We start from the raw sequence: 25,025 nt of genomic DNA on the forward strand, positions 1-25,025 counted from the left end.
GTGCCGGTCACCCGTTGAGGCCGGCGAGGTGCGCCGCGAACGTGTCGATGGTCCGGTGCCGGAAGAGGTCGGTGACCGAGAAACCGTCGGCGCCCTGGTTGCGCAGGGCACTGTTGAGCCGCAGCAACATCAACGACGTACCGCCGGCGGCGAAGAAGCTGACATCCCCCGGCAGATCGTCGTGGCCCAGCACGTCACGCCATGCGGCGCGCACCTTCCCGGCCCAGCCGGCCCGGTCGGGCGTCGGCTGCGCAGTCGTGATCTCCGGTGCCGGCAACCGCTCACGCAGGGCCTTGCGATCCCTCTTGCCGGCGTCGGTAGTTGGTAGGTCGTCCAACTGGACGTACACCCCGGGAACGAGATGGGCGGGCAGGCGTTGCGCGAGTTCGTCCCGGATCCAGCCGAACTCACCTTCGGCGGTGGGCGCGCCGTCGTCGAGACACACGAACGCCACCAAACGCACGTCCTGGGTGCTGACCCGCTGCGGGAGCACTGCGGCCTGCCGGACTCCCGGCAGGCCGGCGAGCGCTCCCTCGACCTCACCCGGTTCCACGCGGTATCCGAGCACCTTCACCTGGTCGTCGAGCCGACCGAGAAGCTCCAGCGCGCCCGCGCCGGTCCACCGGGCAAGGTCGCCGGTGCGGTACAGGCGACCGCCGGGGTCTCCGAAGGGATCGGGCACGAAACGCTCCGCGGTCGCCGCGGCGAGGTGGCGGTAGCCACGAGACAACCCGGCGCCGCCGAGCAGCAGTTCGCCCGGTACCCCCACGGGTACGAGCCGGAGTTGGTCATCGACGACGTACGCCGTGGTGCCGCGGATCGGCACACCGATCGGTACGGCGTCACCACTCGGCAGCTCCCGCACGACGTGAGCCGTGGAAGCGACAGTGGTCTCGGTCGGCCCGTACTCGTTGACCAGAACCGTGTGCGGCGCCCGCCGGACCCAGCGCCGCACATAGTCGCCCGGCAGATTCTCGCCGCCGATCGCCACGACGGGCGGCCACCGCCCGGAGCCCTCGTCGGTCGTCTCCTCCAGCATGGCGAGCAGGTGGCTGGGTGTCCCTTTGACGAGTTGATAACCCTGGCCGAGATCTTCTGCCACCGCGAGCGGCCCGCGCTGTTCGCCGAGGATCTCGACACACCCGCCGGCGTAGAGCGGCCCGAGGAGGCTGGTCATGGCAAGGTCGTAGGCGACGCTGGTGTGCAACGGCACGCTCGATCGGGCGTCGAGGCCGTACGCGTCCGCCGCCCAGGCGAGATAGTTGGCCAGGCTGCCACGGCTGATCTGAACGCCCTTCGGCGTGCCCGTCGAACCGGACGTGTTGATCACATAGGCCAGGCAATCCGGGTCGTCGGCCGAGGGGGAGGCCACGGCCGGGCTCGTCGGCAGTACCGCTGTCCCGTTCACCACGAGCTTCGGCTCCGCGCTGCCCGGCGGCGCCACGAGCAACGCTCGCGCGCCGGACTGGCTGATGAGCGCCTCACGACGGGTGGCCGGGTCGCGGGGGTCGAGGGGCATGAAGGCAGCCCCGCTGCGCAGCACGCCGAGCACCGACACCAGCAGCCCGGCGGCCCGCGGCTGGCTGATCGCGACCAGGTCGTCCGGGCCGACCCCGTGTTCCTGTAGCTGGGCTGCGACCCGCCCGGACCGCGACCAGAGTTCGGCGTAGCTGAGTCCGCCGTCCGCGCAACGCACGGCGAGCGCATCCGGCTGGTTCCGGACATGGCCGGTCACACGGGCGAGCAGTCCGTCCTGCCCGCCGACGGCGGACGGTCCGGCCGACCACCGCAGGACAGCCGCCCGGTCGCGTCCGGGTAGGTCGGGCAGGCCGGCGCCGGCGGCCGCGTCGGCGATCGCCTCCCGGAAGTGATCGACCAACCGCTCGACGAGCTCGGCAGGGACAGCCGACCGGTCGTGCGTGACGGCTACCCGGTGCCCGGAGCCGTCCAGCCACACGTGGAACGAGAGCCCGAACATGGTGTGCCGGGCAGGCACCGGCTGCCCTTCGGCGGTCAACCCGCCCATGGTGAAGCGTTGCGGCCGGGCCCGTTCCACCACGAACGTGACGTCGTGCAGCGGATCACCGTAGCCGGCCAGCGCGGCACGGATCTCGCCGTGTGGCACGTGCGCGTGCTCCAAGGCGGCGAGGACGGCCGTCCGAGCCCGGGCCAGCAATGCGGGCAACGCCGGCCCGTCGCCGACCTTGATCGGCATCGGCAGGCTGTTGACGAAGAAGCCCAACGCGCGTTCGACTCGTGGAGTTGAGCGGGTGCTGACCGGCGAGCTGAAGATCACGGTCTGCTCGCCGGTCCAGCGCCCGAGCACCCAGGCGAACACGGCGCTCAAGGTCATCGCCGGCGTGCAGCCGTACTCGGCACCCACCGCCAGCAACGCCGTAGTGGGACCGGCGTCCAGCTCGTATTCGCGGGTTCCGGCGGGCCCGACGAGCTGCTGACGAGACACGCCCGGCAGGGGGCGGTGTTCTCGTCCGGCAGCGCTCAGGTCCGCCAGCCACCGCCGGGACGCCTGCTCATCGGCCGTCCACCGGTTCCGTTCGGCCACCGCGAAGGCGAGGTGCCCGTCGTCCGGGGCTCCCGGGCCGTTCTCGCTCCCGGCGCATGCGGCCTCGTACGCGTCGGTCAGACACCCTTGGAGAAGCCCCGAAGTCACACCATCGCAGACGATGTGGTGCAGCACCATCACCAGGAGGTGGTGCTCGGCATCGAAGCTGACCAGGCCGACACGGATCGGCCATTCGCCGCCGAGGTCGAACGGCTCGTGCGCGAAAGCGTCCACGGCCGATGGCACACCCGGCTGGACCGGGGCCGAATCGTCGTCCGGCGCGAGCGGCACGATCGGGACCGCACGTGCCGGCGTCACGACTTGCCGCAGGTCGAACTCGCCGGCGCGGAGCACGGTTCGCAGGACGCTGTGCCGCTCCACCAGCCGGTCCACGGCACGTTGGAGCGCCGCCCGGTCCAGCGGGCCGCAGAGGTGCCACGCGTGGGGCACGTTATTGGCCGGGTGGTGTCCGGCAGCCTGCTCCGCGAGCCAGAGCTGTTCCTGACCCAGGGAGGCCGGTGCGCCGGCGGTCATGCCGTCGCCGGTCCGGTGCCCTGCCCGATCTGGCGGCCGATCGCTGCCAGATGGCGGGCGTCGACGCGCATCAGGGGGAAGTCGCGGAATCCCTCACCGGCCGCGGTCCGGCTCTCCTCCGCCAGCTCCGTGACGATGGCGGCGAACCGCGAGACCAACGTCGTCGCGTCGCGGTCGGCGACCATGTCTCCTGGATAGATGAGATCCATCAGGAGCGCACCGTCGACGCCGGACACGACAACGTCGATCAGGTGGCGGCGGACGGCCGCATCGCTTTGCAGCAGACCCGGGATCTGTACGGGTGGCCCGAAGAGCGCATCACTACCGGTGCGTTCGAAGGAACCGAGGTAGTTGAATGTCAGATGAGAGGGCGGGAGGTCGGCGAGCTCCGCTCCCGCGCGGCCCCCCAGATACCGCAACAGCCCGTACCCCAGGCCGTTGCGCGGTATCGACGCCATCTGGCGGGCGACCGCGCGAACCGCGGGAATGCCTCGCTCATGACTCAGCAGGCTCAACCGGGCGGGGTAGATGGCGGTGAACCAGCCAACTGTCCGGTTCACGTCGAGCGGCTCGTCGAGCGGCTCACGGCCGTGCGATTCCAGGTCGAGCTGCAGCTCGCTGCGGCCGGTGAGCTCCCGCCAGGCCATCAGGAACGCGGCGAGCAGGACGTCACGCAGCGTCGTCCCGGGGATGGTGAGAACGTCACGCCGGATGCTCGCGACCACGTCCGTCGGCAGCATCGCCGAAGCGCGGCGTGACCTGCCCACCGTGTTGGGGACATCCGTCCGCGTGACGACCGGCAGCTCGGCTGCGTCCCGCCGCGGTACTGCGCGCCAGTAGTCCAGCTCCTCGTGAATCTCGGGATCGCTCCCATATCGCGCCAGGCGCTTCGCCCAGGTCCGGAACGACAGGGTGCGTCCGGGCAGGTCGGCCGGCCGCCCGTCGCGAAAGGCCCGGTAGGCGGTCTCGATGTCTTCGAGCAGGATCCGCATCGAGACCCCATCGACGACCAGGTGGTGCACGACCAGCAACAGGCGCTGGGACCCACCGCTGGAACGCAGGAGTGCCACCGACATCAGCGGCCCGGTCGCCAGGTTCAGGGGCGACTGGGCGGCGGTGACGGCGGCGCCGGTGGGGTCGCTCCGAGCACTGTCGCTGTCGCGGGCTTCCGCCACGACGACGCAGGCCGGTTCCGGCGCGTCGACGCGGACCTCTTGCCGCCATTCGCCGTCGGCCATGAAGAAGCGGCTGCGCAGGACATCGTGGTGCTCGGCCACCGACTGCAACGCCCTCAGGAGCGTCGCCTCGTCCAACGGCTCGGTGACATCGACAAGCACCGTCTGGTCCCAGTGATGTGAGTCGGGCAGGTCCTGTTCGAAGAACCAGCGCTGGATCGGTGTCAAGACGGACTCGCCCACGGCGACGTCGGTGACCGCCGCGGCGGCCTGGCCCGCCACGGCGACCTCGGCCAATCGCGTGATGGTCTCTGCTTCCAAGACCTGGCGCGAGGTGAGCCGAAGACCCGAGGCCGCGGCCCGCGCGGATATCTGCAGGCTGGAGATCGAGTCACCGCCGAGAGCGAAGAAGCTGCTGTTGACGCCGACGTCGGGCAGACCCAGGACCTCGCACCAGATCCGCGCCAAGATCAGCTCCTTCTCGGTGCGGGGGGCGTCGCGATCCTCGGGTTGCGCGCGGGCCTCGCTGATCAGCTTGCGGCTCAGCTCCGTGCGTTGGTCGGGGGAGAGTCGTGCCAGCCGGGCACCGAGCTGTTCCGTCGGGGTGCTACCACCATCGCTGACAGATGTGTTCACACGCGCTCCTCCTGGGGATGGGCGGTGACGGCGCGGAGGGAATGAACCTTTTCAACGTGGCGAGGCCGGCAGGTGCCGCCACTGGTCGACGGCGCGCAACCGACGGGCTCGATGCCAGGTTGAAAGGGCTCAATGTGCGGACACGCGAGGAGTCCGTCCGCACCGGCCACGATCGTGGCGTCCGCGGGAGACGCTAACAACGGCTTTCGGCAACGACAAGCGAACGCGGAAGGTCCGTTGTCCTGACGGCAGGACATGGCCGGCAGCCCGTTCAAATGCCGTTGCCGCCACGGGGTCATGGGCTGCGTGCCCGGGATACCGTGACGGCGCTGTCGCATGGTCGGCGGCGGGAAGGCTGCGCATGTTCGATGTGATCGTGGTCGGTGCGCGCTGCGCCGGGGCTGCCACAGCGATGTTGCTGGCACGCCGGGGCTGGCGTGTCCTGCTCGTGGACAAGGCGCGTGAGCTCACCGAGTCCACGTCCACTCTGTACATTCAGCGGCCGGGCGTCATGATGCTGCGCGAATGGGGCCTTCTGCCGCAGGTGATCGCCTCCGGCTGCCCGGGACTGGAGCGGACCCACTACGAGGTGAACGGCGTCCGTCTGGTCGGCGGCGCGGCCGGTGGCGAGGTGTCGTACGCGCCGCGCCGGGGCGTCCTCGATCCGATCCTCGTGGAAGCCGCTGTCGGCGCCGGCGCCGAATTCCGGGCCGGATGCGCCGTCACCGACCTGGTCTGGCACGCCGACCGGGTAGCCGGCGTCCGGCTGGGGACCTCCAGCGGCCTGGCCGAGACCGTGCGCGCCCCGCTGGTCGTGGGCGCCGACGGCATGCGGTCGACCGTCGCGAACCTCCTGTCGGCCCCGGTGGAGGTGAGTGATCCGCGGCGTACCTGCGTGTATTACAGCGTGTGGGCGGACCTGCCGGCGTGCTTCGAAACCTATGAGCGAACGGGTAACTGGATCGCCGTCATCCCGACCAACGACGCCCTGACGATCGTCGCCACCTACGTCCCGCAGTCGGCGTTCGCGGCCGTCCGGCTCGCCCCCTTCCAGGCCCATCACACGGCGATCAGCCGAACGGCCCCGCAGTTGTACGAGCGAATGCGCACGGCCACACAGGTGGAGCGGTTACGCGGCCGTGGCGACCAGTTCAACTTCTTCCGGCAGGCGGCGGGATCGGGCTGGGCGCTGGCCGGAGACGCCGGTGTGCACAAGGACAGCATCACCGCCCGCGGGATCACCGACGCCTTCGTCCAGGCGGACCTACTGAATCAGGCCCTCGACGTCGACCCGGGCGACCCGGCCGCGCTGCGGCTCGGCCTGACCGGCTACGCCGACAGCCGCAACCGTGCCCTGGCGGAGTCCTACCGCGGGGCGTTGGCCCTCGCCGAGCTGCGAGTGACCGAGAGCCGGCTGAGCATGCTCCGCGCGATCAGCGAGTCGACGGAGCTCACCGAGCTCTACTTCGCGGTGACAGCCGGTCTACGGACCATGGATGACCTGTTGGTGCCGGAACTGCTCGAGCGGCTGTGAGCCGGCCCGGCTGAGCCTGAGCGGATGAAGTGAGGAGCCGCTGATGAAATGGGTTGAGCTCGCGCGACGGCTGGGGCGCGACGACGGCGCGGGGGATCCCGACCCGCATCCCACCCTGGCCTGGCTGCGTGCCACGTCGCCGATCTTCCGCCTGCCCGGGCCGGGCGGCGCGGACAGCGGCGGCCACTGGCTCATCACCTCCTACGATCTGGCACGGCAATGCCTCAACGACCCGCGGCTGAGTTTCGATCCCCGCAATGCGGCGGTTCCCCAGAACGCGCCCGGGCACACGCCCTACGTCCTGGCCAAGGACCCGCCGGAGCACACCGTGCTGCGCGGCATGGTCAAAGCCGCGTTCAGCCCGGGTTCCGTGGCACGGCTACGCGAGCGGGTGGCCGAGGTCTGCGCGCGCACCGTCGACACCTTCGCCGACCGGGAACGCTTCGACCTGTTCGCCGACTACGCGCTGCCGATTCCCGAACTGGTGGCCTACGAGTTCTTCGGCATCGCGCCGGAGGACCGGTTGCCGCTGGGACGGGCCACCGAGCTTTCCCTGGTGATCGCCCTTCGGGAGCAATACGCCGGCGGCCCGGCGACCGATGAGATGCACGCGTACGTGGCGCGCGTGGCCGACCGGACCAGTCCCGAGGCGGACGGCCTGGTCGGCGCGGCGCTGCGCGCGGCCGGTCGCGGCGAGGCAACCCAGGAAACGGTGCTTGGCCTGCTGTATCTGTTGTTCGCGACCGGTCAGCTCAGCACCGCGCCGTTCATCGCGGCGACGTTGACCCGAGCCCTGCAACACCGCCCGATACCGTCACGGCCGACCGGTGCGCAGGATTGGCGGCCGCTGATCAACGAGGTATTGCGCCTCGACTCACCGGTTCAGACGTCGATGCCCCGGTTCGCCTTGCAAGATCTGATCCTGGGCGGCGAACGCGTCGCCAAGGGGGAGGCGGTGTTCATCTCGGTCGCCGCCGCGAACCGGGACCCGGAAACGTTTCCCGGCCCGGACGAGCTCCGCCCGGACCGGCGGAATCAGAGCCACCTGGCCTTCGGTTTCGGTGTGCACTTCTGTGTGGGCGCCCCGCTGGCCCGGATGGAGGCGGAGATCGCCGTGGATACTCTCTTCCGCCGGCTACCGGCCGTACGGCTGGCGGTTCCACCCGATGATCTGGTCTTCGGCTGGGGTCCGTTGCTGCGGTGCGCCACGGCGGTACCCGCCACGGCTACGGCCGCGGATTGAGCGGATCGTCCTCCTCCTCGGTGTTCCGCGGCCCGGGCCCGGTGCCGGCCGCAGTTGCCGGCACCGCGACTCGCGGCAATGTCGCACACAGCGCGGCGGCCGCGAGCGTCACCACACATGCCGCCGCGGCCACCGTCCTGATGCCGAAGGCCTGGGCGGTGCTCGGCCCGACGACCGCACCGATCAGGGTGGCCAGCGCCTCCGCCGCGAAGAACACCGAGCTGACCCGGCCCAGCACCGCGTTGGGCAGCGCACGCTGAAGGGCGGTCTGCGGAACGACCAGCGCCATGGAGCCGAAGACGCCGATGGCGACGGCCGCCGGTGCGGCCGCGGTGAGCGATGACGCGGAGAAGAGCGTGATGAAGCCGGCGGCGACCCCGGCGAGGCCGGCTGCCAGCAGCCGGCGGGGCTGGGTGCGGTCCAGCAACGCCCGGATGAGAGGGCCGCCCAGCAGGAACCCGACCCCGAGCGCGGATACCACGAAACCGGTCTGCTCCGATCCGCCGAGCCGCGTCACGCCGAAGGGCACCAGCAAGGCGCTCAGAGAGGCGTTGGCCGTCAGGAACAGCGTGCTGATCAGCAGCAGACCCCGTGCGATCCGGCTCTCGCGCAGAGCGGTCAAACCCTCGTGCAATTCGGTGCGGTACCGGGAGATCGCCGCGTCTGTGCGGTCGCGGCCGAGGGGCCGGCGCGTGCTGAGTGCGATCGCCAGAGCGGATATCAGATAGCTGGCGATGTCGGCTCCGATCACGAAGTCGATGCCCACGAACGCGGCTAGCGCAGCTCCCAACGGCGGGCCGACCAAGCGCACCGTGCCATCGGTTATCGAATTGAGCGCGTTGGCGCTGCTCAGCGCACTTCCGGTGCCGATGAGAGCCGGTACGTGGGCCTGCGCGGCGGGCCGGAACAGCACAGAGCCAGCACTTTCGGTGAAGAGCGCGACGTAGATCAACCACACCATGCCAGGGGAGTCCACGACCAGCAGCAAGGACACGGCAACGGCGCGGAACAGATCCGTCGAGTACATGAGCCGGCGCCGGTCCCACCGGTCGGCGAGCACACCCGCGAACGGCCCGAGCAGCAGAAGCGGCAGGTATTCCGCGGCCAGCGTCAGGCCGGTGGCCATGACAGAGCCGGTCAGCTCGAGAACGTACGCCGGGACGGCGATCGTGAGCAGCCAGGTGCCGAGTTGACTGACCAGCCGACTCGACCAGAGCAGACGGAAGTCGCGGATGCGGAGCACCGCTAGCATCAATTCTCCGTTTCCACGCGCCAGAAGTGGATGATCACCGATCTGATTCGCTGGACAGCGCCATGAGCGTGCCGAGACTTCTGTGCGTCCCGACGTCGCTGCGAGCGAAGAAGTCGGCGACCACCTGCCGGATGGCCGGCGTCTGCTCCTGGCTCAGCTTGAACATCGCCGCGACATCGTCGACATCGATCCGGAACGCCCCCACACCCGGCAGGATCCGGCGGAAGTACTCGGCCGACGTCCCCATCCGCCAGCCGAATCCGAACCGGGACTCAAACGCCCTGACGGTGGCGGTCACCACCCGCATGGTCTCGGCGGGCTGCTCCAGCCGGCGCAGTCGCCCCCGCAGGTGCACGGAGGTGAAGTTCCAGGTCGGCGCGGCGGGTGTGACGCCGTACAGGTGGGGTGAGACGTAGCCGTGGGGGCCGGTGAAGACAACCAGCGCCTCCTGGCCGTCGGTCAGGGCCGACCAGTGCGGGTTGGCCCGGTTGAGGTGTCCGAGTAGGACCGTGCCGGTCAGATCCGCCGCCGGGTCCTCGGTGTGACCGAGAGGGTCCGCGATGATCGGCACATGGGTGGCGTGCGGCGTGCGTTCGCCGTTCGTCGACAGCAGCGCGAGCGGGTTCTGGTGGACCAGGTCCCGGATCCATGACGGATCCGGCGCGACGTACTCCGGAGGCGTGTACATGTCATCCGGCCCGTTCGTGCCGCCGGCGCTCGTCACGGCCGGTCAGGGAGGAGACGATCTGGCCCGCCCGGACGGCCGCATTGGACAACAGCGAGGACGACAGCCCGTGCAGATGCTCGGTCGCGCCCTGCAGATAGATGCCGCACCTCATCGTTCCCGTGGTTTCCACCCGGTAGTCGAGGCCGACCCGCAGGCGGCCCTCGGTGTCCCGCTTGCACAGTGCGGCCGTCGTGGCGAGCGTCTCAGCCGGATCGACGGGCAGATAGCCCGTCGCGCAGATCAGAACGTCGGCGTCGACCCGCTCGACGGTACTCGACGGCAGGTATTCGATGTCCAGCCGGACCCGGTCACGGTCCGGGTGCGCCGCCACCACTCGCGACATGCGGCGTAAATGCAGGCGTGGTCGGCCGGACACCAGTTCCTGATAATGGCGCCGGTACAGCTCCCCGATCAGGTCGCCGTCCACCACCGAGTAGTTGGTGTTGCGGTGGTACGCCAGCAGCGCCTCCTTGACCTCTGCCGAGGCGTCGAAGAAGGTGCCGACCGCGTCCGGGTCGAAGATCGCGTTGACGAACGGGCTGTCGTCCGCCGGACTCAACCCGTACCGGGCGAAGACCCAGTGGATCCGGCCGGCTGGAAACCGGTCGTGCAAGCATTGCACCGTCTCGGCGGCGCTCTGGCCGGCGCCCATGACGACGAATGCCGGAGCCGCCGGCAGCGTCGTCTGCCGCAGCCGGTCGAGCAGGTTCTCGCTGTGCCAAACCCGGTCGCCGGTGGTCACCCAGGCAGGCGCGGCGGGCCGCAGCCCGGTGCCCAGCACCAGGTTGCGCGCGCGCCAGTGGTCGGCCGAGCCGGCCACCACCACGTCGAGTTCCGTGATGTCGCCCTCCTGCGCCACCGGCCGCACGTCGACCACCTCGCGGCCGTAGTCGACGGCGTGTCGCAGGCGTGCCGCCGCCCAATCCAGATAGTCATGAAACTCTACCCGGGACGGGAAGAAGCACTGGTGGTTGATGAAGGCGGCCAGCCTGCCCTGAGCGTGCAGGTACGACACGAATCCGAAGTCGCTGGTCGGATTGCGCATGGTCGACAGATCCTTGAGAAACGAGATCTGCATGGTCGTTCCCTCGATCAGCATTCCGCGGTGCCACCCGAACGTCGCTTGCCTTTCCAGGAACCGGTAGCTGAGCCGCTGATCGGGAGCGACGGAACGGTTGTATTCGTCAAGGGCGACGGCAAGGGCGAGGTTCGCCGGCCCGAAACCAATTCCGATGACATCGAATGTGGTTTCCGTGCCGTGTGAAATCTGGCCCACTGTAACCCCTCACGCCAGTTGATTCGGCTCGCGTGCACGCGACGAATCTTCAGCAAAGCCGGTCGGGGCGGTGGAGACAATACGGTCAGCGGGGAATCTCGTGTCCCGGCGGCGGGACAGGTTCGAACGGCGTGCCGGCCGCAGCGCTTGTTGCGGCCCGGTGCCATTGCTAGCGTTCGCCCGGATACTCGCTCGGTCCGGGTGGAGCTCGGGCGGCCCGCGAAAAAGGTCGATCGGATCGCCCGGCCGCCGGTGCGCCCTGCGGTCCGGGCACGCGCCGTCACGGCCGCTCCGGCAGAACAGTGAACCCTTTCGACATGGCCAGGTCGACGGCCCGGACCCGGCGGCCCGAACCCGGAGGGAAAGGGTTCAGCGAACTTGGCATCGCCGCTTGCTGCTTCGAATTCTGGGAGGCTTCCGTGGAGTGGACCACGACTGTAGTGGAGAAGCTGAACGCAACAGTGCTCGAGTCGTTGTTCGAAAACCGGATCGCAGCGATCCGGGTTCCGGGCTTTCTGGATGAGGCCGCGTCCCGTGCGGCGGTCGGCGGTATCAAGCGGCATGGACTGCATTACTACGAGAACGTATTTCCGCCGATCGGCAGGGCGGGCATCACTCAGTTCGAGCACCGTCAGGATGCGGCGAGCCGGGCGCGGTACTTCGCCGCTGCCCCGGCCGCGAACCAGACCCGCCAGGAGATGTTCGCGGGTAGCGGAGACCTGGTCGGCCAGGTGATGGACGCGCTCGCCGGGGCGTGGCCGGCCGAGGTCGCCGTGGCCCGCGAGCCGGGCGGCGAGCAGTACTTCGCCGGCCTTGTCCGGGTCATCGGGGAGGGACTCCTGCATTGTGACTGGGCACCGCACGACGCACCGTCCACGCTGTGGTCGATCGGCGCCGTCAACGCCCAGATCACCTGGAACGTGTTCTGCCAGATGCCGCGCGATGGTGGTGTCACAGTGGTCTACAACCGGCCGTGGACCGCCGCGGCCGAGTCCTTCCACATTCCGGACAGCTATGGATATTCGGACGCCCTGGTCGAGGGCTGTGATCAGGTCCGGATCGAGCCCTCGGTGGGTGATCTGGTGCTCTTCAACAGCCGAAACTTTCACCGGATCGAATCCGGGGCCGGCGACGACCGCATCAGCGTCAGCTCCTTCATCGGTCGCTTCCCGGACTCGACGCTCACGCTGTGGTCGTGATCGCAGCGGGGGAACGCGGCGAACGCGGGCCATCCCATGGTGACCGGTGACCAGCAGTGGCGAGCAGACGGAGGACGACATGAGTGAAGAGCAGACCGACGAGCGCATCTACACCGTCGTGCGCAACGCCGAGGAGCAGTATTCGATCTGGTGGGTTGAGCGTGATCTCCCGGCCGGATGGGTCGAGACAGGAATGTGCGGCACGCGTAGCGCATGCCTGGCCCACATCGACCAGGTGTGGACCGACATGCGGCCGCTCAGTCTCCGTGAACGGATGGCCGGCCCCCGTCAGGCCTGACCTCGTGCGCGGGGCCGGCAGTCCCCACGTCGAACCTGACCAGCACCGTCGCGGGGCCGCGCAGCAGCGGTCCGAGGGCCCACTCGCCCCGCCCGGCAGACCCACCTGGCCGCAGTCCGGGCAGCCGATCGACCAGGACCGACAGGGCGACCTCGCCCTCCATCCGGGCCAGCGGGCCACCGAGGCAGTAGTGAATCCCGTGCCCGAAGGCGAGATGGGACCCCCCGGCCCGGCCCGGGTCGAAGCGGTCCGGATCCGCGAATCGGCCGGGGTCGCGGTTGGCGGCGGCCAACGACACGAGCACGATGTCACCGGCGGTCACCCGCGTGCCACCGATCTCCAGGTCTTCGCGCGCGCGGCGCGGTAACGCCGACTGGACGGCCGAGTCGAACCGCAGCGCCTCGTCCACCGCCCTACGACATCCGGCCGGATCTCGGCTCACGGCCGCATAAAGTCCGGGCCGTTCGAGCAGCCGCACGATGGTCGCGCCGATGGCCGGCCCGGTACTGAGCTGCCCGGTGGCGAACAGCAGGTAAGCGGCGTGCAGCGCGGCGTTCTCGTCCATGGCGGCCAGCAGCCGGGTGACCAGGTCGTCGCCCGGCTGCCTCCGCTTGTACTCCAGGACCTGTCGCAGGTGATCGAGCAGCTCCCCGGTGAGCGGGCCGCCGTCGGGTTGCTCGCTCAGCGCACCCGCCACCGACAGCGTGGTCGCGCGCCCCTCCGGCAGCCGTTGCGCCCGCGGCACGCCGAACAGTTCGTAGGTCAGATGTTCGGGGATCAGCAAGGCGTACTCGGTGAGCAGATCCGCCTCGCCGCGTCCAGCGAAACGATCGATGAGCTCGTGGCAGTAACGGGCGGCGGGTTCCCGAAGCTTCTCCACGGCCCGCGGGCTGAACGACGCGGCGACGGCCTGCCGCTGCGCGTCGTGCACGGGAGGGTTGGTGGCCAGGAAATGCGGAACGGGCACCGCGTCGGCCCGCAACCGTGAGGCCGGCACCCCGGGTTCGCCCGGCGCAGCCGACATCTCCAGCCGGGGATCGGCCAGGCAGTCGCGGGCGAGCGCGTAGGACGTGACGAACCATGCGGTACCGACGCCGCCGGGGCCCGGTACCCGCGTTACCGGCGATTCCCGCCGCAGCCACGCCAGATTCGGATACGGATCGGGATCACCGCCAGTGTGGTCCCTGTCGGAACGGGCAAGCGCCGCGAGATAACCAAAATCTATGGCCATTGCAGAGAGATACCACGGAAAGTGGCGGGAGCGGTGCGTGCGCGACACCACTGTCCCGGCGACGGGACAGTGCGTCCGGCGGATCCGTTGTTCGACGTTGCCCCCGTTGTTACGTTGTCCGCGCTGCTAGCGGAAGCCGCGATTTCGAGGAGCATGGCAACGTGACGGCGAACGGCGAAACGGAAACGGGCTCACAGGACATCGAAGACGTTTACCCGCTGACCCCGATGCAGAACGGAATTCTGTTCCACACTCTGAAGACTGACCATTCTGGTCCGTATATCGAGCAGTTCCTGTTCGACGTATCGGTGGCGTTGGACCGTGACCGGTTCATCCGATCCTGGCGCATCGTGTTGGACCGGCATACCGCATTGCGGTCCGCCGTCGTCTGGGAAGGCGTCGACGAACCCCTTCAAATCGTCATGCGCGATGCTGCCGTTTCAATGTCCGAAGTGGATACCACCGGCTGGGCATCCGAGCGGTTCGACGAAGAGGTACGCACATGGCTCGATGCGGATCGGGCCCGCGGCATTCCGCTCTCCGAGGCGCCGCTGATGCGACTGACCCTGCTGCCCCGCCCGGCCGGCGGCGGAGTGCTGGTCTGGACCCTGCACCACCTCGTCATGGACGGCTGGTCGATGCCGATCACCGTCCAGGAGGTGGCGACGGTGTACCGGGCGCTCGGCGACGGCGGCACCGGGGCGGAGCTACTGCCCGCAGCAAAGCCCTTCCGAGACTTCGTGGCCTGGTTGCAAGGGGCAACCACCGTCGGCGCGGAGCGGTTCTGGCGTGATCGGCTCGCCGGAATGGTCCGCACGCCGATACCGGCACCACGTCCAGGACACGTCGAGGCAGGCACGGCGGCTGGGGGCCGGGCCTACCTCGACCTCGGACCGGACCTCAGCCGCTCGATCCTCGCCGCAGCGCAGACGGCCAAGGTAACCGTCAACACGGTCTACCAGGCCGGGTGGGCGCTGATGCTGGCGAGACTCGCGGGCACCACCGACGTGGTCTTCGGAACCACGGTGTCCGGGCGACCGGCGGCCCTTGAGGGGGTGGAACAGATGGTCGGGTTGTTCATCAACACCATCGCGCATCGGGTCCGCCTGCCCGGCGGGCAATCGGCGAGGCAGTGGCTGGCCGAGCTTGCGCAACGACACCTGGACACCCTCGCCCATCAACACGTGGCGTTACCGCTCCTGCAGAGCTGGACGGACGTACCGCCGGGCGAGGCGATGTTCGACAGCATCGTCGTCTTCGAGAACTATCCCAGTGAGAATCCGCACTTCGATCTCGGCGAGGGAGCGACCCTGCGGATCCGGGAGGTCATCGAGGACGCCGGGTATCCGTTGACATTGACGGTACTGCCCCGCGCCGGAGGCACCCGGCTCCAGTTGCTCTACGACCAGGGCCGGTACTCCGATGGCGCCGCAGGGCGACTGCTCGCCGCCTACGCTGCCGCCCTGCAGGCGATTGCCGGTGGTCTCGACACGAATGTGGCGGACCTGGTCCCCACCCTGTCCACCCCGGCGGCTCCGGTCCGCGTCGCGCAGCCCCCGACGTCGGCGCCGGCCCCCGCCACCGGGGCGGCCGGGTTCTTCACCGACGCACCCGACGCCGAGGCGATGCGCCTGCTGTGGAGCGAGGTCCTCGGGCGTGAGGTCACCGATCCCGACAGCGACTTCTTCCGCCTGGGTGGCGACTCCCTGGCCGCCGTCCGCCTCGTCGGCCGGCTACGGACCGTTCTGCAAAGTCAGGTGGGGGTGAGCGCCCTGTTCGAGGAGCGGACTCTGCGAGCGCTGCTCCAGCGCGTGCACCGGCTGGCCGGTGCCGAGGCAGCCGGCGGGGTCGTGACCGCCACCCGCGCGACGACCGCGAACGACCGGGAGGGCTCGTGCTGATCTGCGGCGTGAAAGTGACCCACGACGGCACGGTCGCGCTCCTCGACGACAACCGGCTGATCGGGAGCGTCGAGATGGAGAAGCTCGACAACGGCCTGCGGTACGCCGAACTCACCGACCTGGCGACCATCGAACGAATCGTCCGCGAACTGGGCTACGACGTCCGCGACGTGGAAGCCTTCGTGGTGGACGGCTGGGGCTACGGCGAGCGCCGACCCACCGTGCGCACCGGCGGACCGGACGGACCCGTGCACCTGCCGGTGGCACCGTACCGGGAAGCCGCGCTCACCGATGACACCGCGAAGGTCTGGGAATTCGACGGGCTTCCACTGGCCGGCTCCGAGCTGAAGTACACCAGCTACCACCACGTCACCGGCCACATCTACGCCGCCTACTGCGCCAGCCCTTTCGCCGCCGCGGGTGAGCCGTCGTTCGTCCTCGTCTGGGACGGCGGGATTCTGCCTCGGTGCTACTACGTCCGACCGGACGGACCGCGGGTGGAGAACCTCGGACCGGTGCTCGGCCTGATCGGCAACATCTATCCGACATTCGCCATGCGCTTCCCGCCGTTCCGCCCGCAAGACCTCGGTGGGCCTCCGGAGAGACAGGCGTTCCACCAGCTCACGGTTCCCGGCAAGGTCATGGCCTACACCGCCCTCGGGCAGGTACGGCCGGAGCTGTGCGAGGAGTTCGACCGGATCTACGACACCGAACTGACAGTCTCCATGGCGTTCGCAGCGACCTTCGCCGACCGGTTTCTCGAACGCACCCGGACCTGGGCCTACGAACCGTCCGACGCGATGGCGAGCTTTCAGCACTGGGTAGGGGAGCGGCTGGTCGGTGCGCTGCGCCGGGTGCGGGAACGGGCCGGGGACCGAGTACCCAACCTCTGCCTGTCCGGTGGCTGCGCGTTGAACATCAAATGGAACTCGGCCGTGCGCCGCAGCGAACTGTTCGACGCGGTCTGGGTTCCGCCGTTCCCCAACGATTCCGGCTCGGCCCTCGGTGTGGCATGCGCGGAGATGGTCCGCCGTACCGGCACGGTCGCCTTGGACTGGTCGGTATACCGGGGACCGGCCATGCCGAAACCGACGAGCGTCGAGGGATACCGGAGCGACCGCTGCACCGTCACGGATCTCGCCGAAGTGCTGCACCGCACGGGCGAGCCGGTGCTCGTGCTGCACGACCGCGCGGAGCTCGGCCCGCGGGCGCTCGGCCACCGCAGCATCCTGGCCGCGCCGACGGCTTCGGAGATGAAGCACCGGCTCAATTCGATCAAAAAGCGTGAAGCGTACCGGCCGGTCTCGCCGATCTGCCTGGAAGACCGGGCACAGGCCATCTTCGATCCGGGCACACCCGATCCCTACATGCTGTTCGAACACCAGATTCGTCCCGACTGGCGCGCCCGCATTCCGGCGGTGATGCACCTGGACGGATCGGCACGGTTGCAGACGGTCAACCCCCGCCAGGCGCCGGTCATCGCCGAGCTGCTGGCCCGGTACGAACAGCTCAGCGGAGTGCCCGTCCTGTGCAACACGAGCGCCAACTTCAACGGATCCGGGTTCTTCCCGGACCTCGACTCGGCCGCCCGATGGGGACAGGTGCGCTATATCTGGAACGACGGTGTGCTGTGGACCCGCGAGCAGGCCGCGAGTTGAGCGTTCCTCGGCCGTCCCGGCGATGGCAGCCCGACGCCGAGTCACCGGCGCTTGCCGACGTGATCGCACGGATCCTGCACCGCTGGCCTGAACACGCAGGCTTCGTGCAGCGACGGTTCGATGCGGCCGACAGGGCTCACCTGCGTCTCTGCGAACGGCTCGCGGCCGCGATCGCCACGATCGTGGCCGACGACCCGGACGTGGCAGTCGACAACTACCGCTGGACCTGCGAACTCCTGTTGGCTGAGGAGTATCGCTTCTCGATCACCGGCGCGTACCGGTATCGATCATTCGCTGAGGTGGCGAAGGCCGTTTACGCCGACGCGGATTTCATGCGCCGCTATACCGACGGGCTGTTGCTGTCGCAGTTGATGTGGGCGAATCACGCGAACGCGATGCAACTGTACGAGTCGAGGTTCCTGAGCCGGCTGCCCGTGGGCGGCAGCCTGCTGGAAGTGGGCCCGGGGCACGGCCTGCTGCTGGCGAGTGCCGCGCGCCGGCCGGCCGGCCGGTTGACCGGCTGGGATGTCAGCGACGGGAGCCTGCGGTCGACGCGGCGAACCCTCAACCTGCTCGGCCTCACCGATGTCACCCTGGCCCGGCATGACGTGCTGCACGCCCCCGCCGGGCGTTCCTTTGACCTGGTCGTCGCCAGCGAACTGGTCGAGCACGTCGACCGGCCCGCCGACGCGCTGCGCCGGCTTGCCGCGCTGACCGGCGCGGAGGGCTGGCTCTACCTGAACATCCCCGTGAACAGCCCGGCGCCTGACCACATCACGCTGTGGCGGACGCCGGAGTCACTGTTCTCGTTCATCGCCGATCAGGGCCTGGAAATCGTGGAGCGGCATGTCCTGCCGATGACCGGCTACACCGAGTCGGCCGCACGGGCCGCTCAGGTCACGATGTCGTGCGTGGCGATCTGTCGTGGCGGGAGAGATCCGGATCTTCCCCGCCCGCGCCGCTGATCGCGGACACCACGGCACGGTCGACCGCGGAAGCGACAATCGCGGGCGGGAACAGCTCCAGCGCCGCGCGCTCGGCGCGCCGTATCGCCGCAGCGCGCCGGAGGGGATGCGACCGGCGGAGAACCTCGCACATCCACATTTCGAGATCCGCCCCATCCGTCGGCGGAGGGGCCGCCGTACCGGCCACCCAACGCCCCGACCTACTCACCACCCGGTCGGTCATCGAAGGCCCGGCCTCACGCCTGCTCGATGAGGGCGGACGCGCCGATCGCCATCGACACGCGGCCATCCGGAGGCTCCAGCGGCTCCGCGGCCAATCCGGCGAGGAACAACCGAGCCGGCGTATTGCGGGTGGTGTACCGGTAAGGCAATTCGATCGCACGCGCGCCGGTCTCGGTGGCGTGATGCAGCAGATGCCGTACGAATTGCCTCTCGACGCCGCGGTTCAGTACCCGGCAGCTCATCAGCAGCAGGCGGACCGCAACCACCGGGCGGTCCTCCCGCTCCGCCAGGAGCAGGCCCACCGTGCCGTAGTCGCCGAAGCGATCGCGGACGACGACCGTCCAGCCCGCGCCGGTGCGCAGGAACGCGCGAAGGTCGGGAACGCTGAACACCTCCCCGGTGAGCGTGAACTGGGTGGTGCGACTGGTGAGCTGGGCGGCCCGGTCGAGCACGGCGACGTCGGACGACGCGGTCAGCGGCAGAAACTCGACCACAGTGGCGCATCGGCGGAGAAAGTCGGCGTAGTCCGTACTCGCCTCCCGGGCGTCCCGGCGGTGCTGCTCCTCGGCGTAGCGGGCGGGGCGGAGACGGTCGTCGTCGGTCACCGTGAACTGATCGAAAACCCAGGTGTGCCGGAGCTGGTCGGGGATGGCCCCGGCGTCGGTCGGAACCTGGACGACCGCCACGTCGGGCAGCGTCTGCTCGACAGCCCCGCACTCGATGGGATCGTCATCGACGAAGATCACGGCATCAAGGGCGAATCCGAGTTCGTCGGCGAGTTCCCGGATGGCCGCCGGCTTGCCGAGCCAACCGATGCGATGGCTCGTGATCTCGGTGAGCGGCAACTCCATGTCGTCGCGGGCGAACACCGCGCGGACGTCGGCCACCTCGTTGCGGCTGCACAGCGCCAGCAACCGCCCGGCAGTCCGCTGCCGACGCATGAAGCGCTGCAGGTACCGGTGGTCGTCGGTGACGACGACGCCGTCCGGGCCGTCCTCACCGCAGACGCCCGACCACAGCGTGTTGTCACAGTCGAGCACGATGAGCTTGCGCGGCCGGGCCCAGGCAGCCTCCGCGCTGCGGGCTATCCAGGTCCCCAGCGCTGCCAGGTAATCGTCGGTGTAGGGCAGGTGCGCGTGTACGTCGCCATATTCGTCGTGGATGGCGTCGACGTGATAGCAGTCCACCATCTCGGTCAGGTCAAGCGACCGGATGCTCGCGTCCCGAGCGGCGGCGACGATTCTCCCCGTCACGCGCTCCACCCACGCCAGCGCCTCGGAGTGCCGGGCCAGCCTGGGTGACGGGGGAGGGATACCGAGCAGCCACCGGGCCGTGCCGGTGGCCGCGGCCCGAGTCAGGGCGGCGGTGATCTCGGTGACCAGGGCGTCCGCGCGGCGGGAACAGACAAGGCTCGCGTCGTCGCCCTGGCGAAGCAGATCCTCCGGGCGCAGCACGATGACGTTCAGGCCGGCGTCGGGGCGCAGCGCACCGGCCGGGTCGTGCAGCGCCTCCAGCAACTGGCCGTACGGCGCGGTGGTCACCCGGGCCTCCGGGCGCACCCGAGCCAGCCACCAGGCCGTGGTCTCGGCGATGAGATCCTGCGTGAAGGTACAGGCGAGCGCCACGGTCGGGGTCGCCGTCATGCGGGCGGGCCCTCGGTGAGCCGCATCCCGGCGGGCTCCGGCATCTCCACCTGGGAGAGCAGGTCCGCGAGCCGTGCCGGGCTCACATCGGCGAGCGCCCGGACCAGATCGATGTCGACTTTCCCGTTGGCGGTGAGCGGGAAGACCGGGATCAGATGAACGAGATCGGGGACCGTGTGCTGCGGCACCGATTGATTCAGCCAATGGCGCAGCCGTTCGCCCAGACCGTCGCCGGCGTTTGCGGCCGGCTGGACATACGCCACCAGACGGGCCTGGCCCGATGGCCCGGCCTCGGCGCGGACGATGGCGTCGGCGACCTCCGGCGACCGGCGCAGGACGGTTTCGACCTCGCTCGGCTCGATCCGATAGCCGCGGATCTTCACCTGATGGTCGAGGCGACCGACGAACCACAGGTCACCCGACTCTCCGCGGCGTACGAGATCACCGGTGTGGTACAGACGCGCGCCGGGTACCGGCGAATACGGATCGGGAGTGAACCGATCCGCCGTCTGCCCGGGTCGGCCACGGTATCCGCGACCGACCGCGAGCCCTCCGATGCACACCTCACCGACAGCGCCGGGGGGAACCGGATCGCCCCAGCGGTTCAGCACATAGAGACGGACGTTGGCGAACGGGCGTCCGATCGGCGGCGGTCCGTCGGCGCGGGAATCCTGCCGGCATTCCTGCCACGTCTGCACGATCGTCGCCTCGGTGGGACCGTAGGCGGCGAAGAAGCGGCTGTGGGGCAGCCAGCGGTCGCGAAGGTTCGCCGAGACCCGGTCGCCGCCGGTGATGACGAGACGGACGCTGGGCACCTCGTCGGGCTCCACCGTCGCCAACAGGGCGGGAGTCAGGAATATCAGCGTGGCGCCGCATCGGCGGATCGTCTCGGACACGGTCTGTGTCGAGTCCGCGTGATCGGCCGGGCCGAGACACAGCGTGGCACCCCAACCCAGAGCCATGAAGATCTCCCACACCGACGCGTCGAAGCTGAAGGAGACGAACTGCAGCACTCGGGTGTGCCGATCGATACCGAAGTCGGGACCGGAGCATACGATCACGTTGGCCAGCGCACGATGGGTGAGCTGGACACCCTTGGGTCGGCCGGTTGAACCGGAGGTGTAGATCACGTAGGCCAGACCGGCCGGATCCGGCCGGATCCGCAGATCCGTCGAATCCGGTTCCCCACCGGCACTCGACACGTCGATGATCGTCGGCGGGTTCCGCAGACCGGATAACCACGGGACGTCTCCTGCCGCGACGATGTGCCGCACCCCGGCATCCTCGGCCATGTAGCGGAGACGATCAGGAGGGTAGGCAGGGTCGAGCGGTAGGTAGGCGGCGCCGGCCTTGAACACCGCGAGCAGCGCGGCGATCTGGTCCGGTGACCGGGGAAGATGGATCCCCACCAGATCCTCGGCCCCGACGCCCTGCCGTCGCAGCACTCGGGCGAGCCGATTCGCCTGGCCGTTGAGCGACAGGTAGGAGACATGGTCTCCGGTGTGCCACAGCGCCGGCCGGTCAGGCTGCTCAGCGGCGAACCGTTCGACCATGGCGACGACATCATCAGCGACCCCGTCCTCGGGCGCCCGGTCGGCGGGCGGCGCGTACTCCGCGATGATCCGATCGCGATCCGGGCCGGTGTGCAGCGGGATCCGGTGCACAGGCAGGTCCCGGCCGGCTGCCATGCCGTCCAGTACCGTGCCAAGCTGGGTGACCATTCGTTCGACCAGCGCTGTGGAGTAGCGATCGGCGTCGAACTCGACATAGCCGCGGAGCCCGTGCGTCGTCTCCTCCACGTACCAGCTCAGGTCGAACTTGGTGGTGCCGGTCGGCACGTCTCGCCGTCGGAAGGTGAGGCCCGGCACCGCGGCATAGTCGTCAAGACCGGCCAGCAGTACCAGCGCGACCTGGAACAGCGGGTGGCGCCCTGGCGTGCGGTGCGGCGCCACGGCGGTGACGATCTCGTCGAACGGCAGATCCGCGTGGTCAACGGCCGCGACGACGCCATCGTGGGCCTGTGCTACCAACTCGCCCACCGTCATGGTGTCGACCGGCCTCATACGCAGCGGCATCATCTGGGACAGGTAGGCCACGACATCCTGGATATCCGGATCCGCCCGGCCGGCAACCGGAAATCCAATGACCAGATCGTCCTGCTCGGTGTATGTCCGAGCAAGAAGGGCCAGCCCGGCCGCCAGCACGCTGAACAGCGTTGCTTCGCAATCCGCGGCCAGAACGCGCAGATGCTGGTCGCGTTCCAGAACGACAGGTACCCGCGCTCCGCGCGTCTGCGGCCGGTTCGACTCCGGCAGATCGCCCGGCAGGCGAGTCTCTTCGGGCGCGCCCGCCATGGCGGTGCGCCAATGGGCAGCCAGCCGTTCCCGCCGTCCTCCGTCCAGGCGTGCCTCGCTCGCCGAGGCCAGATCGCTGAGCCGGTGCCGCAGGGCCGGCAGAGTACCCGGACTGTCGTCGCGGTACAGCCGGGTCAGGTCGCGCAGGAGAATGCGTACCGACAGGCCGTCACAGACCATGTGGTGCAAGGTCAGGACCAGCAGGTGCCGGTCGGCGGCGGCCCGGATCAGACGGACCCGCACCGGACGGTCCTGCAGGTCCAGCGGTGCGCGCGCGGCCAGGTGCACTTCCTGTTCCGTCTCGGCTTCGCTCTGCGTCGCGCATTCTGCGTAGTCCAGCGCAGCGACCGGTGCTACCCGGCCGACGGTCTCGCCGTCGCGCACATGGAAGGTGCACCGCAAGGCCTCATGCCGCTCGGCCAGCAGACGCAACGCCCGGCGCAGCCGCTCCCGGTCGAGCACACCGGCGATGGTCAGCTCCACGACGACGTGGTAGGTCGCCTCGTCCGCGGCGATGGCCCGCAGGCTGGCGAGTGCCTGCATGCCGGGTGTCAGAACGACGTCGCCGCCCGTCGCGTCGGTCTGGGGTCCGGCCGCGGCGGTGCTCGCCGGCTCGGCCGGGTCGCCTCCATGCTCCCGCATCGAATCCAGCAGACCGCTCAGCGGCACACCCGGACCCAGCGCGCGCAGCGGCAACTCCACTCCGAACACACGTCGGCACTGCGACAGAATCCGCACCGCCATGAGGGAGTCACCGCCCAACTGTCCAAACGGGACGCTCAGGTCCACGGACCCCGCGTCGGTGCCGAGAATCGTCGCGACGATCTCGACAAGCCGAGGCGCCCTCGGATCTGTGCCGGCTCGGATGGTGTGCGGTGCGTCGGCCGCTGATGATGGTTCTTTCTTGCGAACCCGTACCTCTCGCAGAATGTCTTGAGCCCGGCGCAAATTGCCCGCCATGATGCCGCCCCTCGCTTGACCCGAGAAAGTCGTTCGCGGGTGGCCACCGCGGAGCGAACGTACAGCGGCGCCTTCCGGGGCTGCAACAGATGCGGTACGCACTCCCCAGACCCGTGAACCGTTGCAACGCCGAGAGAATGGAGTGCCACCGTGCAGTTGACCGGGGGAGACGTCGCGCAGTTCGCTGCGGCCACAGGTGACCTCAACCCGCTGCACTCCTGCGAGGAGTTCGCCCGCCGCCTGCCGTACGGTCGGCCCATCGCGCACGGCGTGCTCGCCTGCCTCGCTGCGCTTGACGAATCCAGCCCGCGACTCGGCCGGGTGAACGGAATGGACATCGAGTTTCGTCGGCCCGTGGTGACCGGCATTCCATATCGGACCGAAATATCCGCGCGACCGTCCTGGACCGCTCTGCAGGTACTCGACGGAAGCACGCTGTGCATCGACGTCCGGCTCACCGGGGCCGATCGGCCCGTCGGCCGGCCGACGGCCCCGATGCCGTCCGTGAAGCTGTCGATGCCTGCCGAACCCGCGGTGTATCCGGCCGAAGGACCAGCCGTCGGTACGACCGTCGCAGGGGTCTACTCGCCGCCCGACGATCGCTTCGCGGCGCTGGCACGACGGTGGCCGCGGGCGTACGAGGTCCTAGGAAAGACCGCTTTCGAGGCTCTGGCCTGGAGCGGCTTCCTGGCCGGCATGGAATTGCCCGGCCGGGGCGCGCTCCTCTGCCGCCTTTCGCTCTCGCTGACGGGAGCGGCTGGTTCGGGGCGACGGGTGTACGGCGCGCGCGTCGCCGACGTGGACCGCCGATTCCACTTGATCACCGTCAGCGGCGACCTGTGTGCGGACGGGGCGCCGTACGTCGTGGCCGAAATCGAGGCGATGGTGTTGCATCACGTGGCTCCGCCGGCACTCGCCGCGCTGGACCAGGTGCTGGCGCCGTCGCGGAGGCTGAGCGGCCGGACCGCCGTCGTCGTCGGCGCCTCGCGTGGGCTGGGCGCAGCCCTGGCGATGGGGCTGGCAGGCCAGGGCTGCCGCGTGCTTGTCGGACACCGCCACGCCGGTACCGAGATCGAGGAACTGAACGCACAGCTCGGCGCGCGGGGAGCCGTCACTGCGGTGCGCGGAGACGCGACGGAGCCGGCGTGGGCGCAGGCCGTGCTCGATCATCTGAGCCGGGACGGCAGCGGGCTGGACTTCCTGATTCTCAATGCTGCCCCCACGATCGGCGCTCTGATGTTCGAACCGGCTGCGGTCGACCGGCTGACTCGCTATGTCGCGGACTCGGTGGCCCTTGTCGCCACACCGCTGGCCGGGCTGCTCGCGCCGTTGGTCGCTGCGGCAGGGCGGTGCCTGCTCGTCTCCTCGGCCGCACTCGCAACCCGGCCCGCTCCGTGGCCGCACTATGTCACCGCGAAGTCAGCCGTCGAAGGGCTTGTCGCGTGGACGGCGGCCCAGCAGCCCGAGGCGCGCTTCTTCACCGCACGGCCCGGCCTGGTGCTGACGGACCAGACGAACACGCCGGCGGCCCGCGAGCAGGCCACACCCGTCGAGCGGGTCGCGGGACCGATCATCGAGCGTTTCCTCACGACCGTGGGCAGTCCCGGCCGGGCCGTTCGGTTGGATCGAGACTGAACCTTTTTCAACGTGGCGA

At 69.5% G+C, this 25,025-nt stretch carries 16 protein-coding genes and 1 pseudogene; 9 read left to right on the plus strand and 8 right to left on the minus strand.

The window, feature by feature from the left end:
• Positions 1-7 precede the first annotated feature (7 nt).
• Positions 8-3,097: a non-ribosomal peptide synthetase gene (locus IEY73_RS01475; protein WP_189077179.1), complete on the minus strand. Its 3,090-nt coding sequence runs from the start codon at positions 3,095-3,097 to the stop codon at positions 8-10.
• Positions 3,094-4,908: a condensation domain-containing protein gene (locus tag IEY73_RS01480; RefSeq protein WP_189077180.1), complete on the minus strand. Its 1,815-nt coding sequence runs from the start codon at positions 4,906-4,908 to the stop codon at positions 3,094-3,096. The genes IEY73_RS01475 and IEY73_RS01480 overlap by 4 nt, the downstream gene beginning before the upstream one ends.
• Before the next feature lie 361 nt (positions 4,909-5,269).
• Here IEY73_RS01480 and IEY73_RS01485 point away from each other — a divergent pair, with 361 nt between their 5' ends.
• A complete protein-coding gene (locus IEY73_RS01485; protein ID WP_189077181.1) occupies positions 5,270-6,442 on the plus strand; it encodes an FAD-dependent oxidoreductase in 1,173 nt (390 codons plus the stop codon).
• A 43-nt stretch (positions 6,443-6,485) separates the two neighbouring features.
• Entirely contained in the window at positions 6,486-7,685 is a 1,200-nt protein-coding gene (locus IEY73_RS01490) for a cytochrome P450 (protein ID WP_189077182.1), read from the plus strand.
• Here IEY73_RS01490 and IEY73_RS01495 read toward each other — a convergent pair.
• Genes IEY73_RS01495 through IEY73_RS01505 form a run of 3 tightly spaced genes read right to left on the minus strand, consistent with a single transcriptional unit; the run spans position 7,669 to position 10,940 of the window.
• Positions 7,669-8,937 carry an MFS transporter gene (locus IEY73_RS01495; RefSeq protein ID WP_189077183.1) on the minus strand — a complete coding sequence of 423 codons (1,269 nt, stop codon included), beginning with the start codon at positions 8,935-8,937 and terminating at the stop codon, positions 7,669-7,671. The genes IEY73_RS01490 and IEY73_RS01495 overlap by 17 nt on opposite strands.
• A gap of 34 nt (positions 8,938-8,971) precedes the next feature.
• Positions 8,972-9,661, minus strand: coding sequence for an FMN-binding negative transcriptional regulator (locus tag IEY73_RS01500; RefSeq protein ID WP_229715341.1), 690 nt, complete (start codon positions 9,659-9,661; stop codon positions 8,972-8,974).
• On the minus strand, positions 9,627-10,940 hold the full coding sequence (locus tag IEY73_RS01505) for a lysine N(6)-hydroxylase/L-ornithine N(5)-oxygenase family protein (protein WP_229715343.1): 1,314 nt from the start codon (positions 10,938-10,940) through the stop codon (positions 9,627-9,629). The genes IEY73_RS01500 and IEY73_RS01505 overlap by 35 nt, the downstream gene beginning before the upstream one ends.
• 419 nt (positions 10,941-11,359) lie before the next feature.
• Here IEY73_RS01505 and IEY73_RS01510 point away from each other — a divergent pair, with 419 nt between their 5' ends.
• Both IEY73_RS01510 and IEY73_RS01515 read left to right on the plus strand, forming a co-directional pair.
• On the plus strand, positions 11,360-12,139 hold the full coding sequence (locus tag IEY73_RS01510) for a 2OG-Fe(II)-dependent halogenase WelO5 family protein (protein ID WP_189077185.1): 780 nt from the start codon (positions 11,360-11,362) through the stop codon (positions 12,137-12,139).
• Between the two features lie 79 nt (positions 12,140-12,218).
• Positions 12,219-12,437, plus strand: coding sequence for an MbtH family protein (locus IEY73_RS01515; protein WP_189077777.1), 219 nt, complete (start codon positions 12,219-12,221; stop codon positions 12,435-12,437).
• On the opposite strand, the gene IEY73_RS01520 is transcribed toward IEY73_RS01515, so the two are convergent.
• Positions 12,397-13,668 (minus strand): cytochrome P450, encoded by a 1,272-nt coding sequence (locus tag IEY73_RS01520; RefSeq protein ID WP_189077186.1) that lies wholly within the window; start codon positions 13,666-13,668, stop codon positions 12,397-12,399. The two genes, IEY73_RS01515 and IEY73_RS01520, sit on opposite strands and share 41 nt — an antisense overlap.
• Before the next feature lie 161 nt (positions 13,669-13,829).
• Between IEY73_RS01520 and IEY73_RS01525 the strand changes: the two genes are divergently transcribed.
• From IEY73_RS01525 to IEY73_RS01535, 3 genes are read left to right on the plus strand one after another with little or no spacing between them, the layout of a single operon-like run.
• Positions 13,830-15,569, plus strand: a complete 1,740-nt coding sequence (locus IEY73_RS01525) for a condensation domain-containing protein (RefSeq protein ID WP_268240397.1) — start codon at positions 13,830-13,832, stop codon at positions 15,567-15,569.
• An 8-nt stretch (positions 15,570-15,577) separates the two neighbouring features.
• On the plus strand, positions 15,578-17,227 hold the full coding sequence (locus IEY73_RS01530) for a carbamoyltransferase N-terminal domain-containing protein (protein WP_229715344.1): 1,650 nt from the start codon (positions 15,578-15,580) through the stop codon (positions 17,225-17,227).
• On the plus strand, positions 17,224-18,192 hold the full coding sequence (locus tag IEY73_RS01535; RefSeq protein ID WP_189077189.1) for a class I SAM-dependent methyltransferase: 969 nt from the start codon (positions 17,224-17,226) through the stop codon (positions 18,190-18,192). Before IEY73_RS01530 ends, IEY73_RS01535 begins: the two co-directional genes overlap by 4 nt.
• Before the next feature lie 236 nt (positions 18,193-18,428).
• Here IEY73_RS01535 and IEY73_RS01540 read toward each other — a convergent pair whose 3' ends face one another.
• Positions 18,429-20,057: an HAD-IIIC family phosphatase gene (locus IEY73_RS01540; RefSeq protein ID WP_189077190.1), complete on the minus strand. Its 1,629-nt coding sequence runs from the start codon at positions 20,055-20,057 to the stop codon at positions 18,429-18,431.
• Entirely contained in the window at positions 20,054-23,371 is a 3,318-nt protein-coding gene (locus IEY73_RS01545; RefSeq protein WP_189077191.1) for a non-ribosomal peptide synthetase, read from the minus strand. The genes IEY73_RS01540 and IEY73_RS01545 overlap by 4 nt, the downstream gene beginning before the upstream one ends.
• 138 nt (positions 23,372-23,509) lie before the next feature.
• Here IEY73_RS01545 and IEY73_RS34040 point away from each other — a divergent pair.
• Together IEY73_RS34040 and IEY73_RS34045 are read left to right on the plus strand one after the other, a co-directional pair.
• Positions 23,510-23,743, plus strand: a pseudogene (locus IEY73_RS34040) (MaoC family dehydratase); the annotation flags it as partial.
• Between the two features lie 144 nt (positions 23,744-23,887).
• Complete coding sequence (locus IEY73_RS34045) at positions 23,888-25,006, plus strand: SDR family NAD(P)-dependent oxidoreductase (RefSeq protein ID WP_373292736.1); 1,119 nt, start codon at positions 23,888-23,890, stop codon at positions 25,004-25,006.
• Positions 25,007-25,025: the final 19 nt, after the last annotated feature.

Source organism: Mangrovihabitans endophyticus (assembly GCF_014646155.1).
In the GTDB taxonomy this organism is placed as follows: domain Bacteria; phylum Actinomycetota; class Actinomycetes; order Mycobacteriales; family Micromonosporaceae; genus Actinoplanes; species Actinoplanes endophyticus.